Source organism: Pseudarthrobacter enclensis, assembly GCF_001457025.1.
GTDB classification, from domain to species: domain Bacteria; phylum Actinomycetota; class Actinomycetes; order Actinomycetales; family Micrococcaceae; genus Arthrobacter; species Arthrobacter enclensis.
Genome location: NZ_KQ758601.1, coordinates 101,227 through 120,443, shown reverse-complemented (window position 1 = coordinate 120,443; position 19,217 = coordinate 101,227). Strand labels below are relative to the sequence as shown.

Here is a 19,217-nt window from a genome sequence, read left to right as displayed (position 1 = left end):
TGCTCCCAAAGAGTCAGGGCGGCTGGGCCGCGGATCGCCAAGGTCAGGTCCGTCTCACAGGGGAGGTCCTACGGGGGACGGACCGTGGCGGGAGGGCGCCAGGACGCACGACGATGAACACCGGGCGGTGCAGGGCGGCGGGAATTCAGTGCAGGAAAAGGAAAGCCAAGGATTGGCATGGGGCTCCGGGTGGTTTCAGCGGAAGAAGCGCTGAGACCTGCCGAGCCCTTAGGGCATCAGGGAAGTGTCAGCGCGCGGACTGCGTCGCGAAACCTGAAATGCCCGTCACAACATTGCCTAACACTGGGGAACAGAGGAGTTCAGTGTCACAAATTGGCAGGCCCAAGGCAACCCGGGTCGCTGCCTCGTCTGCCCGGTTCAGGGGCCTAAGCTTCCCCTATGGGAATAATCATCACCTTGCTTATTATCTGGCTCGTCCTCTCCGTCCTGGGCTTCGTGGTCAAGGGCCTGCTCTGGCTGGCCTTCATCGGCCTGATCCTGTTTGTGGCCACGGCCGTGTGGGGCTGGTTCAAACGCAGGGCCAACGTCTGACGCTGCCCCGCACCCAAGGAAGCGGACGACGGCGGGTGGCCACCCGCCGTCGTCCGCTTTCCTGGTGCAAAACGGTACGGCGGTCCGGGCGTGCATTTCCCGCGGGTAGGCTTTCCCCATGCTTGAGATCAGACCCAATTGCGAGTGCTGCGACCGGGATATTGCGCCCTCTGCGGAGGCGTATATCTGCACCTTTGAATGCACCTGGTGCCCTGAGTGCGTGGAACGCTTCCCCAACGGTTCCTGTCCCAATTGCGGGGGAGACCTGCAGCGCCGCCCAGTCCGGCCGGCCGCTGCTCTGGTGAACAACCCGGCCAGCCAGGTCAGGGTCTTCTCGCCGGACTGCCTCCCGAAGACTGGCCGCTCCGAACTGGCAGCTCTTTAATCGATTCTTCAGCCGACCGCTCCTGGGCCTGCGCAGTCCGGTTACCCTGACCCGCCATTCCACCCGACACCGGCTTGACCCGGCGCAGCGCGGCCAGGACCGCCCGGCCCACCACGGCGACGCCGACTGCCGTGGTTACGGCCCGCAGCGTGTCCCACCCGGCCGTCGAGGTCAGCAGCGAATACAGCAGGAAGCTGCTCAGGTTGGTGGCCAGCGGCGCGCCCGGTTCGTAGGAGATGCCCGTGCCGGCGCCCACCGCGAACGGCCAGAACCACAGGTTGGTGAGCAGCCCGAACAGGTAGGACGCCACGATCCCGTACCCGGCCAGCATCACCAACTCGGCCTTGCCGCGCACCAGTTTCGGAAGCAGCCCGGCCCCGGCGCCCACCCACGCACACGCGAAAACCTGGAACGGCGTCCACGGCCCGAGTCCGCCCCACAGCGCACTGGACAACGCAATCGTGGCGGTGCCCAGCAGCAGCCCGAACCGGGCGCCGAACGCACGGCCGGCCAGGACCAGCAGGATGAACACCGCCTCCACGCCCCCGACGCCGGTACTCGCCACCCGCACCGCCGACCCCACGGCCGCCAGCACTCCGAGCAGCGCTACCGTGTGTGCCGAACGCACCGAACCGTCCAGTGAAACCACGACGGCGACAGCCGCCACGGGTGCGATGGCCAGTGCCGCGTAGGGCATCGCTGCGGCGGCATCCGTCGGGAGGGCCGCGGCCAGCAGGGGCCAGCAGAAGGCCCCGAGCGCCAGCAGGTTGGCGACTGCCAGCAAGGTGAGCTCAACGGAACGGGGCAGCCGGATCCTTCGGCCCGGCTTGCCCGGGGCCACGTCCGGCAACCGGTCCACGATCAGGGGCAGGGTGATGGGCTGCGGAGGTGAGGCACACTCAGTTGCAGTCTCCGGTTCAGCCGCGGGGGCTACGCCGTCCCGCATCGGCAGGATCCGGGCGCCGAGGCCGTGGGCGAATGGAAGGTCGTGGGTGGCGATGAGGATGGCCGCCCCATCCTCCGCCGCAGCCCGCAAAGCCCTGGCCACCGCCGTGCGGGCCGCAGGATCGAGGCCGCGGGTGGGCTCGTCAATCAGGAGGACCCGGGGTTGGTCCAGGGTCTGCAGCGCAATCGCGAGGATCCGGCGTTCCCCGGCTGAAAGGTCCCGGGGATGCTCGTGCCCGACCGGAATTCCGGCCTCCCCGCGCAGCCGGGCCAGGTGCGCCGCGGCGAACCCGGGAGCCACCGGTGCTGCACCCCTGCGTCGGGCCAGGCGGCGTTCGGCCGCGTGCAGCTCCGCCGCCACGGTGTCCCGGGTGAACAGGTCGTCGGAGGCGTCGGGCACCAGGGCGACCCTGCCGCCGTCGGCCGTTCCCGTGTCAATCGTTCCCTCGACGCCCTTGCCGCCGCCCAGGGCGAGGGCCACCAGCACAGAGGATTTTCCGGCCCCGTTGGGTCCCACCAGCGCCGTCACTTCGCCGGGATACAGGGTCACTGACGCGCCCCGCACCAAGGGGCTCCCGTTCTTGTGTACCGAGAGATGCGAGGCGGTCAGCACGGGCGGCGCAGACGTGTCACGAACAGCGGTGGGTGCGGCCACAGCGGGTGCAGAAGGGGCGGGCGCGGCACCCGGAACCAGGGCGCCGTCGCGGATGGCCCACCAGGAGTCGGCGATGGAAACCAGGGCCTCGGCCCGGTGTTCGGCCACGATGACGCTCACACCGGCGTCGCGGGCGAGCGCCTGGAGCACGACAATCACGCGGGCGCGGGCCCATTTATCGAGATCCGCCAGGGGTTCGTCCACCAGGAGCAGGGCCGGTTGCTCCACGACGGCGGCCGCCATGGCCACCAGCGCCGCCTCACCCGCCGAGAGGGTGCTGATGGTCCGGTCCAGCAGCGCCGACACCCCGATGCGCTCCGCCACCTCGGCCACGCGGGCCTTGGAGTCGGCGGCCGCCACGCCTCGCAGGTCCAGGGCGAGGGCGATCTCGTCCCGGACCCGGGTGGTGGCGAACGCGGCCCGGGGGTTCTGCAGCACGACGCCGACCGATCGGGCGGTCTCGCGCGGCGGCGTCGCTGCCCGGTCCAGCCCGGCGACGCGGACCGTGCCGGTGAGGTTGCCGCCGTCCACGTGGGAGAGAAGCCCCGCGATGCCGCGCAGGATAGTCGACTTTCCGGAGCCGGTGGGGCCGGTCAGCACGGACACGGTCCCGGGCCGCGGCTGAAAGTCAGCCACTCGGAGTTCGGTGTCGCCAATCCGGAACCTGGCGTCGCGCACCAGGAGCGGAGCCTGTGTGTGGCCAGTGCCGTCGTCGTCCGTTGAACGGTGAGCGCCCCTGCTGCCGAAGCCGCGCAGCTCCAGCGCGGCGGCCACCCTGGCGGCGTGCTCCAGTGTCCGTTCGAGGATGGGCACCAGGGCGCGCGGGCCGAACTTTTCGCCCCGCAGCCGGAACGCGAGGCGGACGGAGGTGACGGCGTCGGCCAACGCCGGAAGCGCGGACCACGCCACCACCAGCATCCGGGCGACGCCCTGCAGCGGCCCGCGACGGGCCAGATGCACGAAACCGCGGGCCACGTCCACCCACGCGTTCAGCAGCCCGAACGCCAGGATGGTCGCGGCGATGGGGAGCGCTGAAACGACCGCCGCCCAGACCCCGGGCGCCGAGACCGGGCCGAGGAGGACCACATGGGCATAAGGGGTCGGCAGCCGCAGCTGGGGAAGGTCGAGCAGGAGCGGGGCACCGAGGCCCGCCCCGTTGAAGAGAACGCGGTAGATGACCCGCGCCGCGATAAACACAGCGGCGAGGACCGCCGCTGCGCGTAACGGCGCGGGCCGGAAGGTCATGCCGCGGGTGCTGCGGGTTCGCCGTCCACCGTGTACAGCAGTTCAAGGCTCTCGCCCGGGTTGAGCTTGAGGCTGTCCAGGCCTTCCTGCGCGTACGCCCAGTCGCCGTTGGCGGGCTTCACCCAGAGGGCCCAGTAGGAGACGGTGTTTTTGTCATCGCACGCTTCGCGGATGGTGCCGCCCTTGTGCTTGATGTCGAAGTCCGCGGCGGGCACGCTGTTGACGCGGCACGCGAAGCTCGTGGGGTACTTGGCGGTGCCCTCGATCTTCACGTCGGCTTTGCCCAGCACGTCCGACGCCAGGGCGGGTCCGTCCGCGGGCACGCAGGCGGAGGTGTCTGCGGCGGCCTGGTTCAGCGAAGCGGAGTCGACGATGACTTTCACACCGGCGCAGGGGCCGGCGTCGGCGCTGGCGGACGCGCTGGCGCTGGCGGAGGATGCGGGGGCGGATGAGCTGGGCTGGGTCGCGGCCGGCGTGGAACACGCGGCGAGGGTCAACAGGAGCCCGGCGGCGAGGGAGCTTGCGGCGGCACGCTTCGTAGTCAGAGTCACGTGTCAAGGGTAGGGCGTTGCCTGTCCGGAATCAGGTGCCGTCACGTTGTGTGACGCGGGGTTCCGACCCGGGTGGCCCGGTCCCGTGGGACGGAAGAGTACGACGGCGGGTGGGCGCCCGCCGTCGTCCGCTTCCTGGGCTTGGTGTGCTTCTTGGTGTTTAGTGCTGCCGCAGCGGCCAGGGCGCCCAGCCGCGCTGGACGTCCCTCAGCCGGAGCTCGGCCTCGCGAAGCCGGGACGGGCTGAGGGGGCCGGGCTCGCCTTTGCCGCTTTCCGCGCCGGACCCGTCGAACGCCGTCAACGCGTATTCACGCCAGCGCCGCCCGCCCACGGGGTAGCGTTCGGCATACCCGCCGGCCGCCACGCTGAGGACCAGGCGTTCCAGCCGGTCTGCTTGTGTCAGGACCGTCTCGTCGCAGGCATCGCAGCCGCACACCGGGAACGCGAAGTCATGCAGCACCCCGGCATGCACCACAACGCCCGGAAAACCGGTCAGGATGAATGTCAGGGGCGCAGCATCGGAGGCACGAGGGGTGAGCCTGACCGCCGTCACCACGTCACGGGCTTCAATCATCATGTCGGCCGCCAAGGCCTTGTATTCGAGGACCTCCACGTCGTACACGGCCACCAGGTAATCGATCAGCGCGCGGGCCACCAGGTGCAGCCCCGTGAATCGTTCCGGATGGCTGGTCACGCTGTAGGAGTCCGGGTCAGGGCCGTCCTCGCCCCACCTGTGGCCGTACGGAATGGCTGTCCCGTCTTCCGCGTCGTACGTATTCACCGGAAGGGCGGGCCGGACATACGAGTGGTCAGTGCTCCGGGATGTCGGGCGGGGCTGCATCATCGGCGGGTCGGGTTGGCTCCGGGCCCAGTCCGATACCTTCGCAATCAGCCCCTCGACCGCCGCGTCGTCGGCGATGTTGAGGCCGTCCAGGAGACGGTCCACCTCGAACTGGAGCTCCTCCGTTCCTACGGTGGGCGCGCCGCCCTCATTGGCCTTCCACTCCGCATCCGGCCTCGCCCGGGCCAGGGTGTTGCCCGCGAATACCGCTGCCGCATTCTTGAGGGCGCCGTCATTGACGATGCCCGGCGCGGCCTGGCGCAGGAAGCGCAACAGGCGGATGGCGTCCCCAGCCAGTTCCGCAGGTTGGACGCCCAGGCCCCGGCAGAACTCGATGAACGGCTCGTAGCCGCCCACGTGCCTTACAGGCTGAGGCTGCTCCTGAACCGGCCGGTACAGCGCCACCCCGAGCGCCATCGGCTCGGGCAGTTGAGTAGGCGCACCTTCAAACAATTCCCCCATGGCGGGATCCTAGCGGGGCCAGGCGGGGAGGCGCAGTCCCACTCAGGGACGGACGACGGCGGGCGCCCACCCGCCGTCGTCAACCCGCCTTGGGGCGGCTCCGGCTTTGTGATGCCGCAGCTTCGTTGCGCGGCAGCGTGGGGTTCCTGTACGAGAGCCGCGGGGAGTCCCGGTCAGGTGCGGCTTGGAATGTCAGACCCTCCTGTGAGACTTGGTTCATGGAGACCAGTTTGGTGGTGGATGCGGGTGGCGGGGCCGGGGTAGCGGCTGCCGTTGCGTCTGTCGCCGGGCTGGTTGACCAGCTTTCGGAGGTCGTCACCCCTCCTTTGTCCCGGCGCCGGTCAGGTGTTTCGGCTGAAGGTGATCCTTTGGGGGCCTTGGCTGAGCGGTGCCTTTCTGGTTTGGAGGTGTTGGCGCGGGTTGAGGCTGCTGCTGCGGCGGTGAAGGTTCGTTTGGTGGCCGCTTATGCTTCGGTGTCGGAGGTGTTGGAGGGGCCTGTCTCGGGTGCGTTTGAGGCGTCGGCTCGGGAGAAGTGCTTGGTGGCTGAGGTCGCGGGTGTGTTGACGGTGGGTGAGGGTGCGGCGTCAAACCTGTTGGGTGAGGCGCACGCGTTGACCACGTCGTTGCCGTTGGCGTTGGATGCGTTGCAGGCCGGGACCATCTCCTGGCAGCATGCGCGGGTGTTGGCTGATGAAACCAGCGGACTGGATCCGGTACGGGTGGCGGCGTTGGAGGCGCACTTTTTCGACCCGCAGGCGCCCAACCCGGCCCGTGGTGCGGTGCCGGGGGAGTTGGTCCCGTCGCGGTTCCGGCGGAAGGTCCGGTCGTGGCGGGAGCGTCAGTACCCGGACACGTTGGAGGTCCGGCATGCGTTGGCTGTGGCGGACCGTCGGATGGAGTACCGGCCCGAGCCTGATGGGATGGCCCGGATTTCGCTGCTTCTGCCCGGCGGTACTGCCTGCGCCATTTGGAATAAGGCCACGGCGATCGGGCGTGGTTTGCAGGGCCCGGGCGAGGTCCGGACCTTGCCGCAGTTGCGGGCCGATGTCGGTGCCAATCTGTTGCTGGGTGAGACGGGCCCTGATCTGCGGAAGCTTCCGTCGCCGAAGGCCGATGTGCTGGTCGTGGTCCCGGTGCTGTCCACGTTGGGTGTCACGGATGAGCCGGGCGAGGTTGATGGGTATGGTCCGGTTCCGGCGTCGGTGGCGCGGAGGCTGGTGGGCGAGGGTGCGGGGTCGTTGTACAGGTTGTTGGTGGATCCCCGGGATGGGGCGCCGTTGGAGATCGGCCGGAGGAGCTACCGGTTGCCGGAGGGCCTGAAGAAGTGGTTGCGGGTGCGGGATGGTAAGTGCACGTTCCCGGGCTGCAGCAACCACACTACGGATAACGAGAATGATCATCTGACCGCTTGGGAGCATGGTGGGGCCACCGGGGTCAGTAATCTGGGCCAGGTATGCCCGAAACATCACCGGCTGAAGCATCAAAGCCGCTGGACACCCACCCCCGCCACCAAGGACGAACCGCCGGGCTGGACCTCGCCGACCGGCAGGCACTACCCGGCAGAACAACCCGACCGGACCCCACCCATCATCCCGCCGGAATTATGGCCGGCCAGTTCGACCGGCCTGCAGCAGCCCAGTTCGACAGCCCCGTCCCCGGACAATTCGACCGGCCTTCCGGACAACTCGACGGGCCTTCCACTGGACAGCCCGACCGGTCTGCGCCCGGTCGGATCAACGGGCCTGCACCCGGGCAACTCGACCGGCGACTTTCCGGTCGGGCCCGCCGAGCCGGACGCGGAGCTGAGCCTCCTCGAACGGATCATCACCACCTACCTGGCCGCCTGAAGTCCGGCCTGGCTCGCAAAGCCGCCAAGCCTGGTAGCCGTGGAGTGCCGGCAAGCCATTGCGTAGCGAAGTACCGGGCAGGTTCATCGGACTTGGTCTGTTAGAGGCGGAGCTCCATGAACACGCTGTTGGGGTCGAGCCGGTAGTTGCCGAACGGAGGGCATTCGGTGAAGCCATGGCGCAGGTAGAGTCGCCGCGCCGGCGCAAAGTAGTCTTCCGTGCCGGTTTCCAAGTAAAGGGCCTCAAAATTCCGGGCGCGGGCGTGGTCCACGATATTCGCGAGCATGAGCGTGGCCACGCCCCGTCCCCGGGCCTGCGCGGCAGTCCGCATGGACTTGATCTCTCCCGTCACAGCGGGGCCCGCAGGAGGAACCAGGAGCTTGAGGGCGCCGCACCCCAGCAGGCTGCCGTCCTCCCGCGCACTCCAGAACGTCACGGACGGCACGGACAGTGCTGAGTGGTCCAGGGCGTGGACGCTCTCAGCCGGTGAGGTGGCGTACATGTCGGCAAGGTGCTCACTCAGGAGGTCCCGGATGTCGGCGCGCGCGGGATCGTCCCGGTCTATGAGTATCATCGCCCCAAATCTACCGGCGCCCGGTGGCGAGTGACGGAGCCGGGCAGCAGCTAGGTACTAATGGCCGTGGTGGCGCCCGTCCAACAGGTCCACCATGGCCCTATGAACGAGGAAGCACCCGCCGCAGTGGCCCTGAACCTGCCACAGGAGTTCCTGATCCTGGCAACGAATGACAAGGACGGCAAACCCGAGGTGCCGCTGTTCGTCCTGAGGACAGCGGTGGCAGGCGCCGTGCTGGCTGAGCTCGAGCTTGCCGGAGCCATTGAACTGGCGGGCAAGCACCTCCGGACCACGGGCTCGCCCGCCAGGGATGACCTTGCACCGGAACTGGAACTGATCCGCGGCAAGTCCCGGCCCCACACACCCGCCAGATGGGTATCCATCATGGAAGGCCGTCCACAGGTGCAGCGGATCTACGAGGGCATGGCGGCCCTGGGCATCGTGGAGCATGTGGGGGAGCGGCACCTGGCGCGGTTTCGGCCTGTCCGCTACCCGGAAAGGGACCACGCGCCGGAAGCTGCGCTGCTAAAAAGGCTCGCGTCCGCGCTGAACGCCGCGTCGCCGGAAACCCGGGTGCCGGATGGGCCGTCAACCGGAACACCGGCCGGAACACCGGCCGGAACCCCCGCCGGTACCCCCGCCGGGGCGTCGGCGGCACAGGCCGGCAACGGGCTGCCCGGAACCGGCAGAACCCGTGCCCTGGCCCTCATCGCGCTGCTTGAGGCGGCGGGGCTGCTGCACAAACTCTTCCCGGACGCTGACAGGGCCTGGGCGTCAGGACTGGCAAAGGACTACTGGCCCGCCCGTGCCGTTGAGGACGAACTCCGCCTGATCCGGCTGGCGGAGGAGGAAGCCGCCACCCTGTGACGCGGGCGCCACTCCGGGCCAACCCTGCGGGGCTGCCCTGAAAGTGACTACGCCCCGCTCCTGTCGATGACGCAGAACCTGTTACTGTCCGGATCCTCGAGGACGATGAAGTCCGGGTCGTCCGGATAGAGGTCCCAGTCGACCCGCCGGGCACCCAGTGAAACCAGGCGTTCCACCTCTGCCGCCTGGTCCTCCGCGTACAGGTCAAGGTGGATCCGGGGGTGGTCCTGGACCGGGGTTTCGCTCAACATCAGGGACAGCAGCGCTCCAGGACCCGACGCCGGTGCCAGCGTCACCCAGGTCCCGTCACCGGGTTCGCGGGGTACGTAGCCGAGGGCCGCATGCCAGAAATCGGTGGAGCGGGCGACGTCGTTGACGCCGAGGACGATGGTGCCGATGGTCAACATCCGCCCAGCCTAGACCCGCCGGACGGTGCCGGAAAGGGCTGCCCGGTTCCCGGCTAGACTCACTTTCATGGGGGAGAACAACACATTTGACCAGCACCCGCCATCCAATCGGGCAGGACTTCGCGCCGCCGTCGTGCCGGTCCTGGCCTTGGGCGTGGTGCTCGCAGGCTGCCTGGTCGCCTGGAACGGGCAGGTGAAGTCCAGCTTTGGCTGGTTCGCCTATGCGCCGCTGAGTAACGACTTCTTCAGCGGTTCCGGCATGGCATTCGTGACCCAGGGGACGCAGATCGGCCTGGCCATCGCCGTCGCAGGACTGCTGGTCCTGGCGTTCTGGGCCGGATTCCGGTTGGGCCGGCGGCCGCGCCGCCGGTTGTAGTTCCAGCTAGTCCTCGTAGCCGATCAGCCAGTGCAGCCCGTAGCGGTCAATCACCTGGCCATCTGACGCACCCCACGGCTTCGGCCCCAGCGGGTCCACTACCGATCCGCCGGTGCTGAGCCTGTCGAACCATTCGTGCAGGACTGCCGGTTCGGCGGTTCCCAGCAGGGACAGCATGATGCCTTGGGGCTTGGCGGCCGGCTCGCCGTCCGCGGCATCCGAGCCTGCCAGCGCGACGACGCCGCTCAGCGTTCCGTGGGCGATGGCGTCCGGGGAGCCGTCGCTCCTGCTGAAGTCCCGGTAGGTGTGCAGGGCAAGCTCGCCGCCGAAGACGTCCCGGTAGAAGCCCAGCGCTTCCCGCGCTGTTCCGGGAAAACTGACGTAAACCTGTGGCCCTGCGGTGCGTACTGGATCCTGCGCGGAGATGCCGGTCATGAGTCCATCCTTGGGGTTGGTGCGGTGGTCCGTCGGTGCGTTGAGAGCTCGGCAGGCAAAGATGCCGGTGTGCCGGCATTCGCCCAGCCTAAAGGGCTCGGGCGGCGCCGGGAAGGACGCAACCCGCCTATCCCAGGAGGTCGTCCGCGTAGCACCAGCGCCAGTCCTCGCCCGGCTCGATGCTCCGCATGACGGGATGACCGGTGGTCCGGAAGTGCCGCGAGGCGTGGGACGCGGGGGACGAATCGCAGCACCCTACCTTGCCGCAGTCGAGGCACATGCGCAGGTGGACCGTCGTCGTGCCTTCCTTGACGCAGTCGTCGCAGAAGGCGTCCCCGGGCACTTCCGGCGACCCCGCGGACTCCAAATGCGCGCACTCACCGCCCGGTTTGGCAACCCCCTCGCCACCGCCGTCGCCGGATGTGTCGACCTCCTCGAGCACGCCGTCGAGCATGGATTCCTCCACGTCCAGCCGGTCGAGGACGGCCGTGAGCACTTCCTGGGCGTATTCGCCGCCGCGCCGCAGCTCCAGGACTTTTTCCCGTTCAGCCTCCAGCATGGCCAGCCGCAGCCGGGCATAGCGCTCACTGGGTGTTGCTGTCTCCCCGGACGGCCGGCCCAGCCGCTCCCAGGCGGCCAGCCCGCGCTCCTGGGTGCGGCGCTTCAGCATGGACACCACCTCCGGCGGGTCGTCCTCCGTCCGGAGCTCGTGCAGCCTGGCCACGCCTGCCGCGGTGGCCAGCTGCGTCAGGGACGCCTGGTTCAAGGCATCCTCCCGTTGGTCCGGCCCCTGCACCCGCAGCACGCGCACCAGCGCAGGCAGCGTGAAGCCCTGCAGCGCCAGCGTGCCGCCCACCACCACCAGGGCTGCCAGGATCAGCACGGACCGGTGTTCGAGGTCTTCCGGCAGCACCAGCACCGCTGCCAGCGTGACCACGCCGCGCATCCCGGCCCAGGAGACGATGGCCGGGAACTGCCACGGAGGCGCCGGGTCCTTGCGCTGAACGGAGGGAATGAGGCGCGGCAGGTAGGTGGCCGGGAACACCCACACCGGGCGCAGCACCAGCACCGCAAGCAGGATCACCGCGCACCCGGCCCAGATCCGGCCCGCTCCCAGGGAGTCGTCCTGGACGCCTTCGACGATGCTGCGTACCTGCAGCCCGATCAGCAGGAACACCGAGTTTTCCAGCAGGAACTGGACCGTGTTCCAGTTGCTGCGCTGGCTCAGCCGGGCCGCGCCGTTGGGCATCGACGGGGCCTTGGTGCCCATGATGAGGCCGGTGACGACGACGGCCAGCACCCCGGACGCGTGGATCGCCTCCGCGGGCAGGTACGCCACGAGCGGCGCCACCAGCGAGGTGGAGGTGTTGATGGCGACGTTCCGGATCCGTTTGCGGAGCATGGTCAACACGTAGGCCGCGGCGATGCCCACCACCAGCCCGCCGCCCACGGCCAGCAGGAAGTCGCCGGCGATGCCCGCCACGGACACCGCCCCGGAGATGGCGGCAATGGCGGCCCGCAGACAGATCAGCGCGGTGGCGTCGTTGACCAGGGACTCACCCTCGAGGATGGTGACGATCCTGCGGGGCATCCCCACTTTCCGGGCAATGGCAGTGGCCGCCACGGCATCCGGCGGGGCCAGGACCGCGCCCAAAGCCATGGCGGCGGCCAGCGGGATCTCCGGGAACAGCCACCAGACCACGAACCCCACGCTGACGGTGCCGAAGATGACGTAGCCGACCGACAGCAGGCCGATGGCCCGCCGGTTCGAGCCGAAGTCGAACAGGGACGTCCGCAGCGCCGCCGCATACAGCAGTGGCGGCAACAGTCCCACCAGCACCACTTCGGGGTTCAACTCGATGTCAGGGACGAACGGCAGGAAGGACCCCGCGACGCCGATCAGCACCAGGACCAGCGGCACCGAGATGTTGAGTTTCCGGCCCAGGGCGCTGCCTGCACACACCACCGCAACCAGCACCAGGACGCCCAGGGCGATTTCCATGGGGTCATTCTCTCAGGCAGGTTCGGACGGCGAACAGGCCACGCGGGGTCTGTTTACTCCGGCCGGCGGGCGGGTAACCATGGGGTATGACTGATTCCGGAACCGGCGGCGCAGACGACCCCTTTGACGGCAGCGACGAGATCGCCGCGGGAGCGGCGTCCGACGAGACTCCCGAGTCCATCGCCGAGGACGTGCGGCACGAGATCCAGCTGGGCCATGTCCAGGACGACGTCAGTTCCGTCCTGGAGGAACGGTTCGAGGAAGCCGGCATCGAGGCCCGGCCTGAAGAGGTGGACGACCTCGCCGAGGAGATCGAGAAGGACGCCTCCAGCTGACGTCCGGACAGGCTAAGTGACGGCAGGCCTGAAACGGCGGGTAACGACCTGGTCCAGTGCGCTGGCCGTGTTGGGCGCATGGCTCCCCGGAGTCATACCACTGGTTCAGGTGGCCTGCTTCCGGGGGCTTCGAGCGGAACCACCTCCACCCGCCCCGCTGGTCCCACCATTACCAGGACGTGCCGGCCTGCGCTTCCTTCCCGCCCAGCTCCTTCCGCGCTGGACGATTCCAGCGCGCCGGCTACCTGCCGGATGACGTCCCCGGCCGCCGGTGGGGCGGACGACGGCGGCACTGCAGGGCCGCCGTCGTCCGTCCGCAGCCAGGTGGTCACCTTGGCGCCCCCGGCAGCGGCGGAGATGCCGGCCGCGAGAGCCTCGGGATCCACCGTGGCCGGCGGGTAGCCGCTCACCAGCGTGATGCTGATGATCCGTCTCCGGGCGGGGGCCGCCGCCGCCAGCAGGCCACGGTCGTGCCGCCACAGCGCAAAGTGGTAGCCGGCCACCAGGCCGGCCGCCACCAGCAGGCCCAGCGGTGCGCGGACACGGTCCAGCAGGCTGCCGCCGGTCACGTCGCCGAGCAGGAACTCGAACAGCCGGTAACCGATCACCAGCAGCGTCACCAGGGCCACCACGGCGCTGACCCCGAAAAACGCCACCAGGTAAACCCGCCGCCCGGGCGGAATCTGGTCAGCGGACCGGGGCTGGTGCCGCGGATCCCATGCCAGCCACCAGGCCGGTGCCCCTACAAGCAGCGAGCTGATGCCGCCCAGGAGCAGGGTGCGGGTGCCGCCGCCCGCCAACGGCGAAACGGCCGCGGCCAGGACGGCGTTGACCACCACGCCCACTCCCGCTGCGGCGACGGCCAGGGCCACGGCCGATGTCACCAACAGGCCGGCGCGCCGGGTGGTGGGGGAGCGGTGCGCGGATGTGGTCCGGTGATAGCGCCACACCACGGCGCCGATGAGGGCGGCCGACACTGCGGGGGCCAGGGGTTCGAGGAGCAGGTTCAGCGGGTCGCTGCGGTCAAAGGCCAGGCGGAGCAGCACGAACACCACCACACCCAGCCCGCCCAGCGAGGTGATCCCGGCGGCGAACACGCCGACGGCGATCATCGCCACGTCCACCAGTCCGGTCCGGAAGCGCCTGCCGCCCTCCCGGAACCAGTGCCACCACCACACCAGGGCGCCGCCCGCGGCCCACACGAGCGGCCGGAGCACGGCGTACCACCAGGGCTCGAAGCCCGCGCTGAGCGGAAAACCGCGGATGGCGACATCGAGCAGGGCGCTGAGGGCGGCGATGGCCGCGCCGGCGCCCAACAGCAGGCCGAAGACGGAGCCGACGACGGCCCTGACGTCGTCCAGGTGCCGGGACGGCTTGGCGGGGCGCTTCCACATCCAGCGGTGCCACAGCCAGATGCCCAGCCACACCAGGCCGGTGGCCAGCGGTGGCTGCCACTGGCTCTCCCGGGTGTCGATGAAGGACACCGCCATGGCCAGCAAGGACGTGGTGGCGATGATGAGCGAGACCGCGTACATCGCTGTCAGGTAGAGCCCCCACCCCGCGGCGGTCCGCTCGGCAGGATCGTCCAGGCGCCGCCAGGCAAACCACCACAGGAGCAGCGCCAGCGGGCCACCCACCAGGGTGAACGCCAGCGACAATGCCACACCCTGGACATCGCCGGAGGCCAGGACGGACGCCGTCTGGAAAAGGCGCTCCAGCAGGCCGCCCACACCGGAGGCTGCAATGACCACCAGGGCGAAGAGCAGCGCGTACATGATCAGGCGGCGGAGGCTGGCCAGGGCGCCGCCCTGTGATGGCGGGGACGTAACGGCCGCCGGCGCCGTCATCGCTTCACCGGTTCCAGGGTGCAGGAGGTCAGCGGATACGGCGGCTGGTCGATCTTCCATTCGCTGCCGACCTTCAGGAGCATGAACGCGTCCTCCATCTCATACTCCGGGGGGCCAAAGGGGCCGCCCTGGGATGACTGGACGATCGACACCCGCACCGTGGCCGAATCGGTGCGTTCCGTCGTCGACACCAGGACCACGCGCGCCGGGCGGGGAACCCCGCCGTACGTGCCGAGGCACCTGCTGCGGGCACCGTCGGTGAGGTACTTTTCCGCTGCCGCGCTGTCGCCGTCGATCACGGCCTTGCTGTAGCGCTGCACCACTCCGGCCGGACTGGCTTCATCCAGCGGGGCGGGTCCGCCCCGGGTGAACACCACCGCCAGCGCCACCACCACCAGCAGCCCCACGACGCCCACCAGCACTAACAGGATCCGGTCTGGGGTGCGCGCGGCGTCACTCATGGCGCAAGTATGCACGCCGGCGGCGGCTTATGCAGGTGTCTTTAGGCCCGGTGTGTGGCCGCGGTTCGCTGTGGCCCTATCCGGGCAACAGCCGCGGTGGGACGATGGTCCCATGCAGGAAAACAGGGTCGACAGCCCCAACGATGCAGGCCCGCATCAACATGCACACACCGCGCCCACCACGCAGCAGATGCGTACCGTGGGCCAACGGCGCCGCGACGCCGAGGAGAAGCTGGAGCACCACCTCCAGGAAGCCCGCCACAAGGACCATCCGGAGGAAACGCAGGAGCCGGAGGCTGAGGAACCCGGAAACACCTAGCACAACAAAACTTCTTTAAGTAAAACTCGGTTGCTGTCAACGCAACAAAAGGGGGCGGGCCTGCAGGCTTCGCCCCTTTTTTTGTTGCGCTAGCTTCCCAATTTTCAAACCACGTGCAACAAACCTCTTGACGCGCGCTGCATCACGCCTTACGTTTATGGCAACAGCGTTGCAATGAGTGCAACTTTGTTCCACTTCTTCCATAGAACCACCGTGCAGAAAGGCGCACCCATGACTATCACCGCCGATAACGCATCGTCCATTGCCGAACTCGAGCGCCTCAAGGTCCTCCACAACGGCTCCAAGGGCAAGCTCACCTTCTCCGATGCCGAGTTCGAGCGCCGCCTGAACGGCCTCCGCAAGATCATGGCAGCCAAGGAACTGGACGCCGTCATCCTCACCAGCTACCACGGCATCAAGTACTACTCCGACTTCCTGTACACCACGTTCGGCCGCAACTACGCCCTGGTGGTCACCGCTGACGACTCCGTCACCGTCACCGCCAACATCGATGCCGGCATGCCGTGGCGCACCTCCTACGGCGAGAACATCGTCTACACCGACTGGCGCCGTGACAACTTCTACTTCGGCCTGCAGGAAGCCCTGCGCCAGCGCGGCGTCAAGGCAACCCGCCTCGGCGTCGAGGACGACTTCCTCCCCGGCCTGACCCGCGAGAAGATCGCCGCCGCGTTCCCGGGCGCCCAGCTGCTGGACGTCTCGCAGGACGCCATGCGCCAGCGCATGATCAAGTCCGCCGAGGAAATCGAGGTCATCAAGCACGGCGCCCGCATCGGCGACCTGGGCGGCGAGGCCATCCGCAACGCCATCCGCGAAGGCATCACCGAGTACGAGGTGGCCCTGATCGGCACCGAAGCCATGGTGCACGAAATCGCCCGGACCTTCCCGGACCGCGAGGTCCGGGACACCTGGGTGTGGTTCCAGTCCGGCATCAACACCGACGGCGCCCACAACTGGGCCACCACCCGCAAGCTGCAGCAGGGCGACATCCTCTCGCTGAACTGCTTCCCCATGACCTCCGGCTACTACACCGCCCTGGAGCGCACCCTCTTCCTGGGCCAGCCCGACGAGCGCTCCCTGGAACTGTGGAACATCAACGTCGAGGTCCACAAGCGCGGCCTGGAGCTCATAAAGCCCGGTGCGGTCTGCAAGGACATCGCCGCCGAGCTGAACGAGATCTACATCAGCCACGGCCTGCTGGCCAACCGCACCTTCGGCTACGGCCACTCCTTCGGCGTCCTCAGCCACTACTACGGCCGCGAAGCAGGCCTGGAACTGCGTGAGGACATCGACACCGTGCTGGAACCGGGCATGGTGGTCTCCATGGAACCGATGATCACGGTGGCGGACGGCCAGCCCGGTGCCGGCGGCTACCGCGAGCACGACATCCTGGTCATCGGCGAGGACAACACGGTGGAGAACATCACCAAGTTCCCGTTCGGCCCGGAAAAGAACATCATCGAGGCCTAGCGTCCACACCAGAGGCGGCGTCACGGACACGTGGCGCCGCCTCCGGCGTCTGTGCCGAACATAAGGAAAAATGATGGCTACCATGACTCCAGCAGCAGCCAAAGACACCAGGAAAAGCGGCGGGACCGCGGACAGCGCGGGCGCAACGGCCGACGGCGGTGCCGGCACCAACGGCGGGGCGGACGCCAAAGGCGCCTCCGTCGTCGTCAACGCCATCGCCGTGCTGCGCACCTTTTCCGCGGAGGAACCACTGCTGGGCGTCACGGATATCGCCGGCCGCGTGGGCATGCACAAGAGTTCAGTCTCCCGCATCCTGGCCACCCTGGAGCAGGAAGGGCTGGTGGAGCGGGACCCCGAGACCCGACGGTTCCGGCTGGGCCTGGGGCTGATCGCCGTGGCCGGGCCGCTGCTCGCTGAAATGGACGAGCGGCGTGTGGCGTACCCGGTGCTGCGCCGGCTCACCGAACAGACCGGGGAGACCAGTGCGCTCATGCTCTGGAACGGTGATGAGGCCATCTGCGTGGAGCAGATCGCCAGCCCGCACCAGATCAAGCACACCACTCCGCTGGGCGCCCGCTACCGGGATGCCATGAGCGCCTCCGTGCAGGTGTTCCTGGCCAACCAGCCCGTTGAACGGGTCCGGGAACTGCTGCGGAGCGGAACCATCACCTTCCCCGGGCTGGACGACGCCGGGCTGCAGGCTTACGAGGCCCGGCTCCAGGAAGTCGCCCGGCGGGGTTGGGCCGGCAACTACGGCGAATCCTCGATGGACGAGGTGGGCGTCGCCGCTCCGGCCTACGACCACCGCGGCGACGTCACCGCCGTCGTCCTCATTCCCGCACCCAGGTTCCGCGTCTCACGCGAACGGCTTGAAGACCTCGGCGAGGCCTGCATGGCCGCCGCCGCCCAGGTCACCACGCGGCTGGGCGGCCGGGCAGCAGTCTAGGCACAGGCCGTTCCTAGGGCAGGTCCGCCATCCGTACCGCCAGGTGCAGCGCAGCCAGTTTGCCCGTCCCGCGCGGATCGCCGCCGCACAGCTCGAAAATCCGCTGGAGGCGGTGGTGCATCGACTGCCGCTCCAGGTGCAGCTCGCGGGCGGACTGGGCAGTATTGCAGCCCGAATCCAGCCACACATGCAGCGTTTCCAGCAGCTGGGACTGCCGCTGCGCGTCGTGCTGCAGGACGGCGCGCAGGTGGTGGTTGACGAACGCCTCCCGCGCGGAAGCGGTCATCCCGGTCAAGGCGAGGCTCTCCACTGACACATCGTCGGCGTCCACCACCACCAAGCCGTGGGCCGGCGGCCGGCGGCGCGGTGAGGCGTTGCGGCGCCTGACCTGGCGGACTTCCAGCGCCCGGCGCGCCTCGGCCAGCGACCACGCGGCCCGCGCCACCCCGTCCGCCAGCGGACCCACCGAAATCACCGCATCGTGGTTGCCTTCGAGCCCCTGCAGGGACTCCACCAGCCCGCGCCGGGCGCCGGCCGTTTCCGTGTCCGGGAGGCTGGCCATCACCACGAGTTCGGCATCGTCCAGGTAGGCGGCACTCGGGATCCGGCCCGCGCTCAGGAACGCCTCGATGGCACCGCGCAGCTCCTGCGGGGCCGCCGCGTGCACCGCCGCGACCACCAGGGGCGAGTCCGCGGGGAAGCCGGCGCCGGGCGCCAGCTGCTCCAGGCGCCACTCCGGTGCGGACGTGAGCACGGCCCGCATCAGCTCGGCGCCGGCCTGGGCATGCAGGCCCGGCGGGGTGTGCTGCAGCAGCGCCAGGCCAAGGATGTCGACGGCGCGTTCCCCGGCAACCTGGGCCAGCGCTGTGTCCCCGCCCTGCGGCACCCGCACCTCCAGCCTGCCCATCAGGACCCCGCGGACGGGGATGTCCACGCCCATCAGCGTCCCCGCGGGCGCATCGGGCACGCTGGGGGCGTCGGGTGCCGCGGGTGGAAGCGGCTCGCCGGGAAGCTCCGCGGCCCCGGCTGGAACCTCCGCCTGCGCACTCCCGTCCGCGCCGTCGTCGTCCGTTGCTGTTTCCGGCACGGCGCTGCCCAGGTCCACGCCCCAGGGCGACACCAGCCGCACGGCCGAACCGGTGATGTCCGCCAGGACGGCCAGGATCTTGTCCAGTGACGCTCCGTGGGCCAGTTCCGCCGCCATGGCGCGGGTTGCGGCGTCCGCCTGGTGCAGGTGGCCCGCGGACTCGCTGACCAGGATGGAATTAATGGCCTGCATGACGCCCACGAACGGCACCACTTTGCGCAGCTCCACCACCGGAAGCCCGTATTCCTCCGCCGTTTCCAGCATTGCTGGAGGCACCTCGGGAAGAACCCCGCCGGTCTCGATGGCCAGTGCGGCGATGCCGCGCTGTGCCAGTTCCCGCACGTAGTCGGCGCGCCTGGCGGGCGTTGCCGTGGCGAGGGTGATGCCGCCGCACAGCAGCAGTTCGCCGCCGCGGAGCAGCGGCGCGATGTCCAGCACCTCGCTTGAATGCACCCAGCGCACCGGCTGTGCAGCGGTGTCTGCGCCCTGCGGGTGGACCACGGGATCAGCGGCGGCGAGGGCCGGGTGGGCGAGTATTTCGCCGAGGGACACTGACATGACATTCCGTAAGGTCGAATGGGAATCTGTTC

Annotated in this window: 19 protein-coding genes; 9 read left to right on the top strand and 10 right to left on the bottom strand. The window is 69.1% G+C overall.

The features are described 5' to 3' along the window. Nucleotides 1-399: 399 nt before the first annotated feature. Both AS031_RS20015 and AS031_RS19465 read left to right on the top strand, forming a co-directional pair. Nucleotides 400-552: a hypothetical protein gene (locus tag AS031_RS20015; protein WP_169793873.1), complete on the top strand. Its 153-nt coding sequence runs from the start codon at nt 400-402 to the stop codon at nt 550-552. A 118-nt stretch (nt 553-670) separates the two neighbouring features. Further along, complete coding sequence (locus AS031_RS19465) at nt 671-937, top strand: DUF1272 domain-containing protein (RefSeq protein WP_074446945.1); 267 nt, start codon at nt 671-673, stop codon at nt 935-937. Here AS031_RS19465 and AS031_RS08675 read toward each other — a convergent pair. From AS031_RS08675 to AS031_RS20145, 3 genes are all read right to left on the bottom strand, one after another. Beyond that, nucleotides 876-3,782, bottom strand: a complete 2,907-nt coding sequence (locus AS031_RS08675) for an ATP-binding cassette domain-containing protein (RefSeq protein WP_058267750.1) — start codon at nt 3,780-3,782, stop codon at nt 876-878. The two genes, AS031_RS19465 and AS031_RS08675, sit on opposite strands and share 62 nt — an antisense overlap. Continuing rightward, nucleotides 3,779-4,333 (bottom strand): hypothetical protein, encoded by a 555-nt coding sequence (locus tag AS031_RS08670; RefSeq protein WP_058267749.1) that lies wholly within the window; start codon nt 4,331-4,333, stop codon nt 3,779-3,781. The genes AS031_RS08675 and AS031_RS08670 overlap by 4 nt, the downstream gene beginning before the upstream one ends. Nucleotides 4,334-4,493: 160 nt before the next feature. After that, nucleotides 4,494-5,636 (bottom strand): DUF6226 family protein, encoded by a 1,143-nt coding sequence (locus AS031_RS20145; RefSeq protein ID WP_228379593.1) that lies wholly within the window; start codon nt 5,634-5,636, stop codon nt 4,494-4,496. Nucleotides 5,637-5,854: 218 nt separating this feature from the next. Here AS031_RS20145 and AS031_RS08660 point away from each other — a divergent pair, with 218 nt between their 5' ends. Beyond that, complete coding sequence (locus AS031_RS08660) at nt 5,855-7,483, top strand: HNH endonuclease signature motif containing protein (RefSeq protein WP_058267747.1); 1,629 nt, start codon at nt 5,855-5,857, stop codon at nt 7,481-7,483. A 100-nt stretch (nt 7,484-7,583) separates the two neighbouring features. On the opposite strand, the gene AS031_RS08655 is transcribed toward AS031_RS08660, so the two are convergent. Beyond that, nucleotides 7,584-8,057 (bottom strand): GNAT family N-acetyltransferase, encoded by a 474-nt coding sequence (locus tag AS031_RS08655; protein WP_058267746.1) that lies wholly within the window; start codon nt 8,055-8,057, stop codon nt 7,584-7,586. A 102-nt stretch (nt 8,058-8,159) separates the two neighbouring features. Here AS031_RS08655 and AS031_RS08650 point away from each other — a divergent pair, with 102 nt between their 5' ends. Next, a complete protein-coding gene (locus tag AS031_RS08650; RefSeq protein WP_058268057.1) occupies nt 8,160-8,924 on the top strand; it encodes a GOLPH3/VPS74 family protein in 765 nt (254 codons plus the stop codon). A 47-nt stretch (nt 8,925-8,971) separates the two neighbouring features. Here AS031_RS08650 and AS031_RS08645 read toward each other — a convergent pair whose 3' ends face one another. After that, nucleotides 8,972-9,331, bottom strand: a complete 360-nt coding sequence (locus AS031_RS08645) for a VOC family protein (protein ID WP_058267745.1) — start codon at nt 9,329-9,331, stop codon at nt 8,972-8,974. A gap of 67 nt (nt 9,332-9,398) precedes the next feature. Here AS031_RS08645 and AS031_RS08640 point away from each other — a divergent pair, with 67 nt between their 5' ends. Beyond that, on the top strand, nt 9,399-9,707 hold the full coding sequence (locus AS031_RS08640) for a hypothetical protein (RefSeq protein WP_058267744.1): 309 nt from the start codon (nt 9,399-9,401) through the stop codon (nt 9,705-9,707). 6 nt (nt 9,708-9,713) lie between these two features. On the opposite strand, the gene AS031_RS08635 is transcribed toward AS031_RS08640, so the two are convergent. Both AS031_RS08635 and AS031_RS08630 read right to left on the bottom strand, forming a co-directional pair. After that, on the bottom strand, nt 9,714-10,142 hold the full coding sequence (locus AS031_RS08635; protein WP_058267743.1) for a VOC family protein: 429 nt from the start codon (nt 10,140-10,142) through the stop codon (nt 9,714-9,716). Between the two features lie 127 nt (nt 10,143-10,269). Further along, entirely contained in the window at nt 10,270-12,144 is a 1,875-nt protein-coding gene (locus AS031_RS08630) for a Na+/H+ antiporter (protein WP_058267742.1), read from the bottom strand. An 86-nt stretch (nt 12,145-12,230) separates the two neighbouring features. On the opposite strand from AS031_RS08630, the gene AS031_RS08625 reads away from it, so the two are divergent. Beyond that, the gene (locus AS031_RS08625) at nt 12,231-12,479 is read left to right on the top strand and encodes a hypothetical protein (protein ID WP_058267741.1); all 249 of its coding nucleotides are present in this window, start codon (nt 12,231-12,233) and stop codon (nt 12,477-12,479) included. A 92-nt stretch (nt 12,480-12,571) separates the two neighbouring features. Here the strand turns inward: AS031_RS08625 and AS031_RS08620 are convergent, their stop codons facing one another. After that, nucleotides 12,572-14,326 carry a DUF5671 domain-containing protein gene (locus AS031_RS08620; RefSeq protein ID WP_058267740.1) on the bottom strand — a complete coding sequence of 585 codons (1,755 nt, stop codon included), beginning with the start codon at nt 14,324-14,326 and terminating at the stop codon, nt 12,572-12,574. After that, a complete protein-coding gene (locus tag AS031_RS08615; RefSeq protein ID WP_058267739.1) occupies nt 14,323-14,787 on the bottom strand; it encodes an LpqB family beta-propeller domain-containing protein in 465 nt (154 codons plus the stop codon). The genes AS031_RS08620 and AS031_RS08615 overlap by 4 nt, the downstream gene beginning before the upstream one ends. 112 nt (nt 14,788-14,899) lie before the next feature. Between AS031_RS08615 and AS031_RS08610 the strand changes: the two genes are divergently transcribed. From AS031_RS08610 to AS031_RS08600, 3 genes are all read left to right on the top strand, one after another. Further along, a complete protein-coding gene (locus AS031_RS08610) occupies nt 14,900-15,106 on the top strand; it encodes a hypothetical protein (protein ID WP_058267738.1) in 207 nt (68 codons plus the stop codon). A 231-nt stretch (nt 15,107-15,337) separates the two neighbouring features. Further along, nucleotides 15,338-16,594, top strand: a complete 1,257-nt coding sequence (locus AS031_RS08605; RefSeq protein ID WP_058267737.1) for an aminopeptidase P family protein — start codon at nt 15,338-15,340, stop codon at nt 16,592-16,594. 82 nt (nt 16,595-16,676) lie between these two features. Further along, a complete protein-coding gene (locus AS031_RS08600) occupies nt 16,677-17,540 on the top strand; it encodes an IclR family transcriptional regulator (RefSeq protein WP_371325977.1) in 864 nt (287 codons plus the stop codon). Between the two features lie 13 nt (nt 17,541-17,553). On the opposite strand, the gene AS031_RS08595 is transcribed toward AS031_RS08600, so the two are convergent. Continuing rightward, nucleotides 17,554-19,185, bottom strand: coding sequence for a PucR family transcriptional regulator (locus AS031_RS08595; RefSeq protein WP_058267735.1), 1,632 nt, complete (start codon nt 19,183-19,185; stop codon nt 17,554-17,556). Between the last annotated feature and the right edge of the window lie 32 nt (nt 19,186-19,217).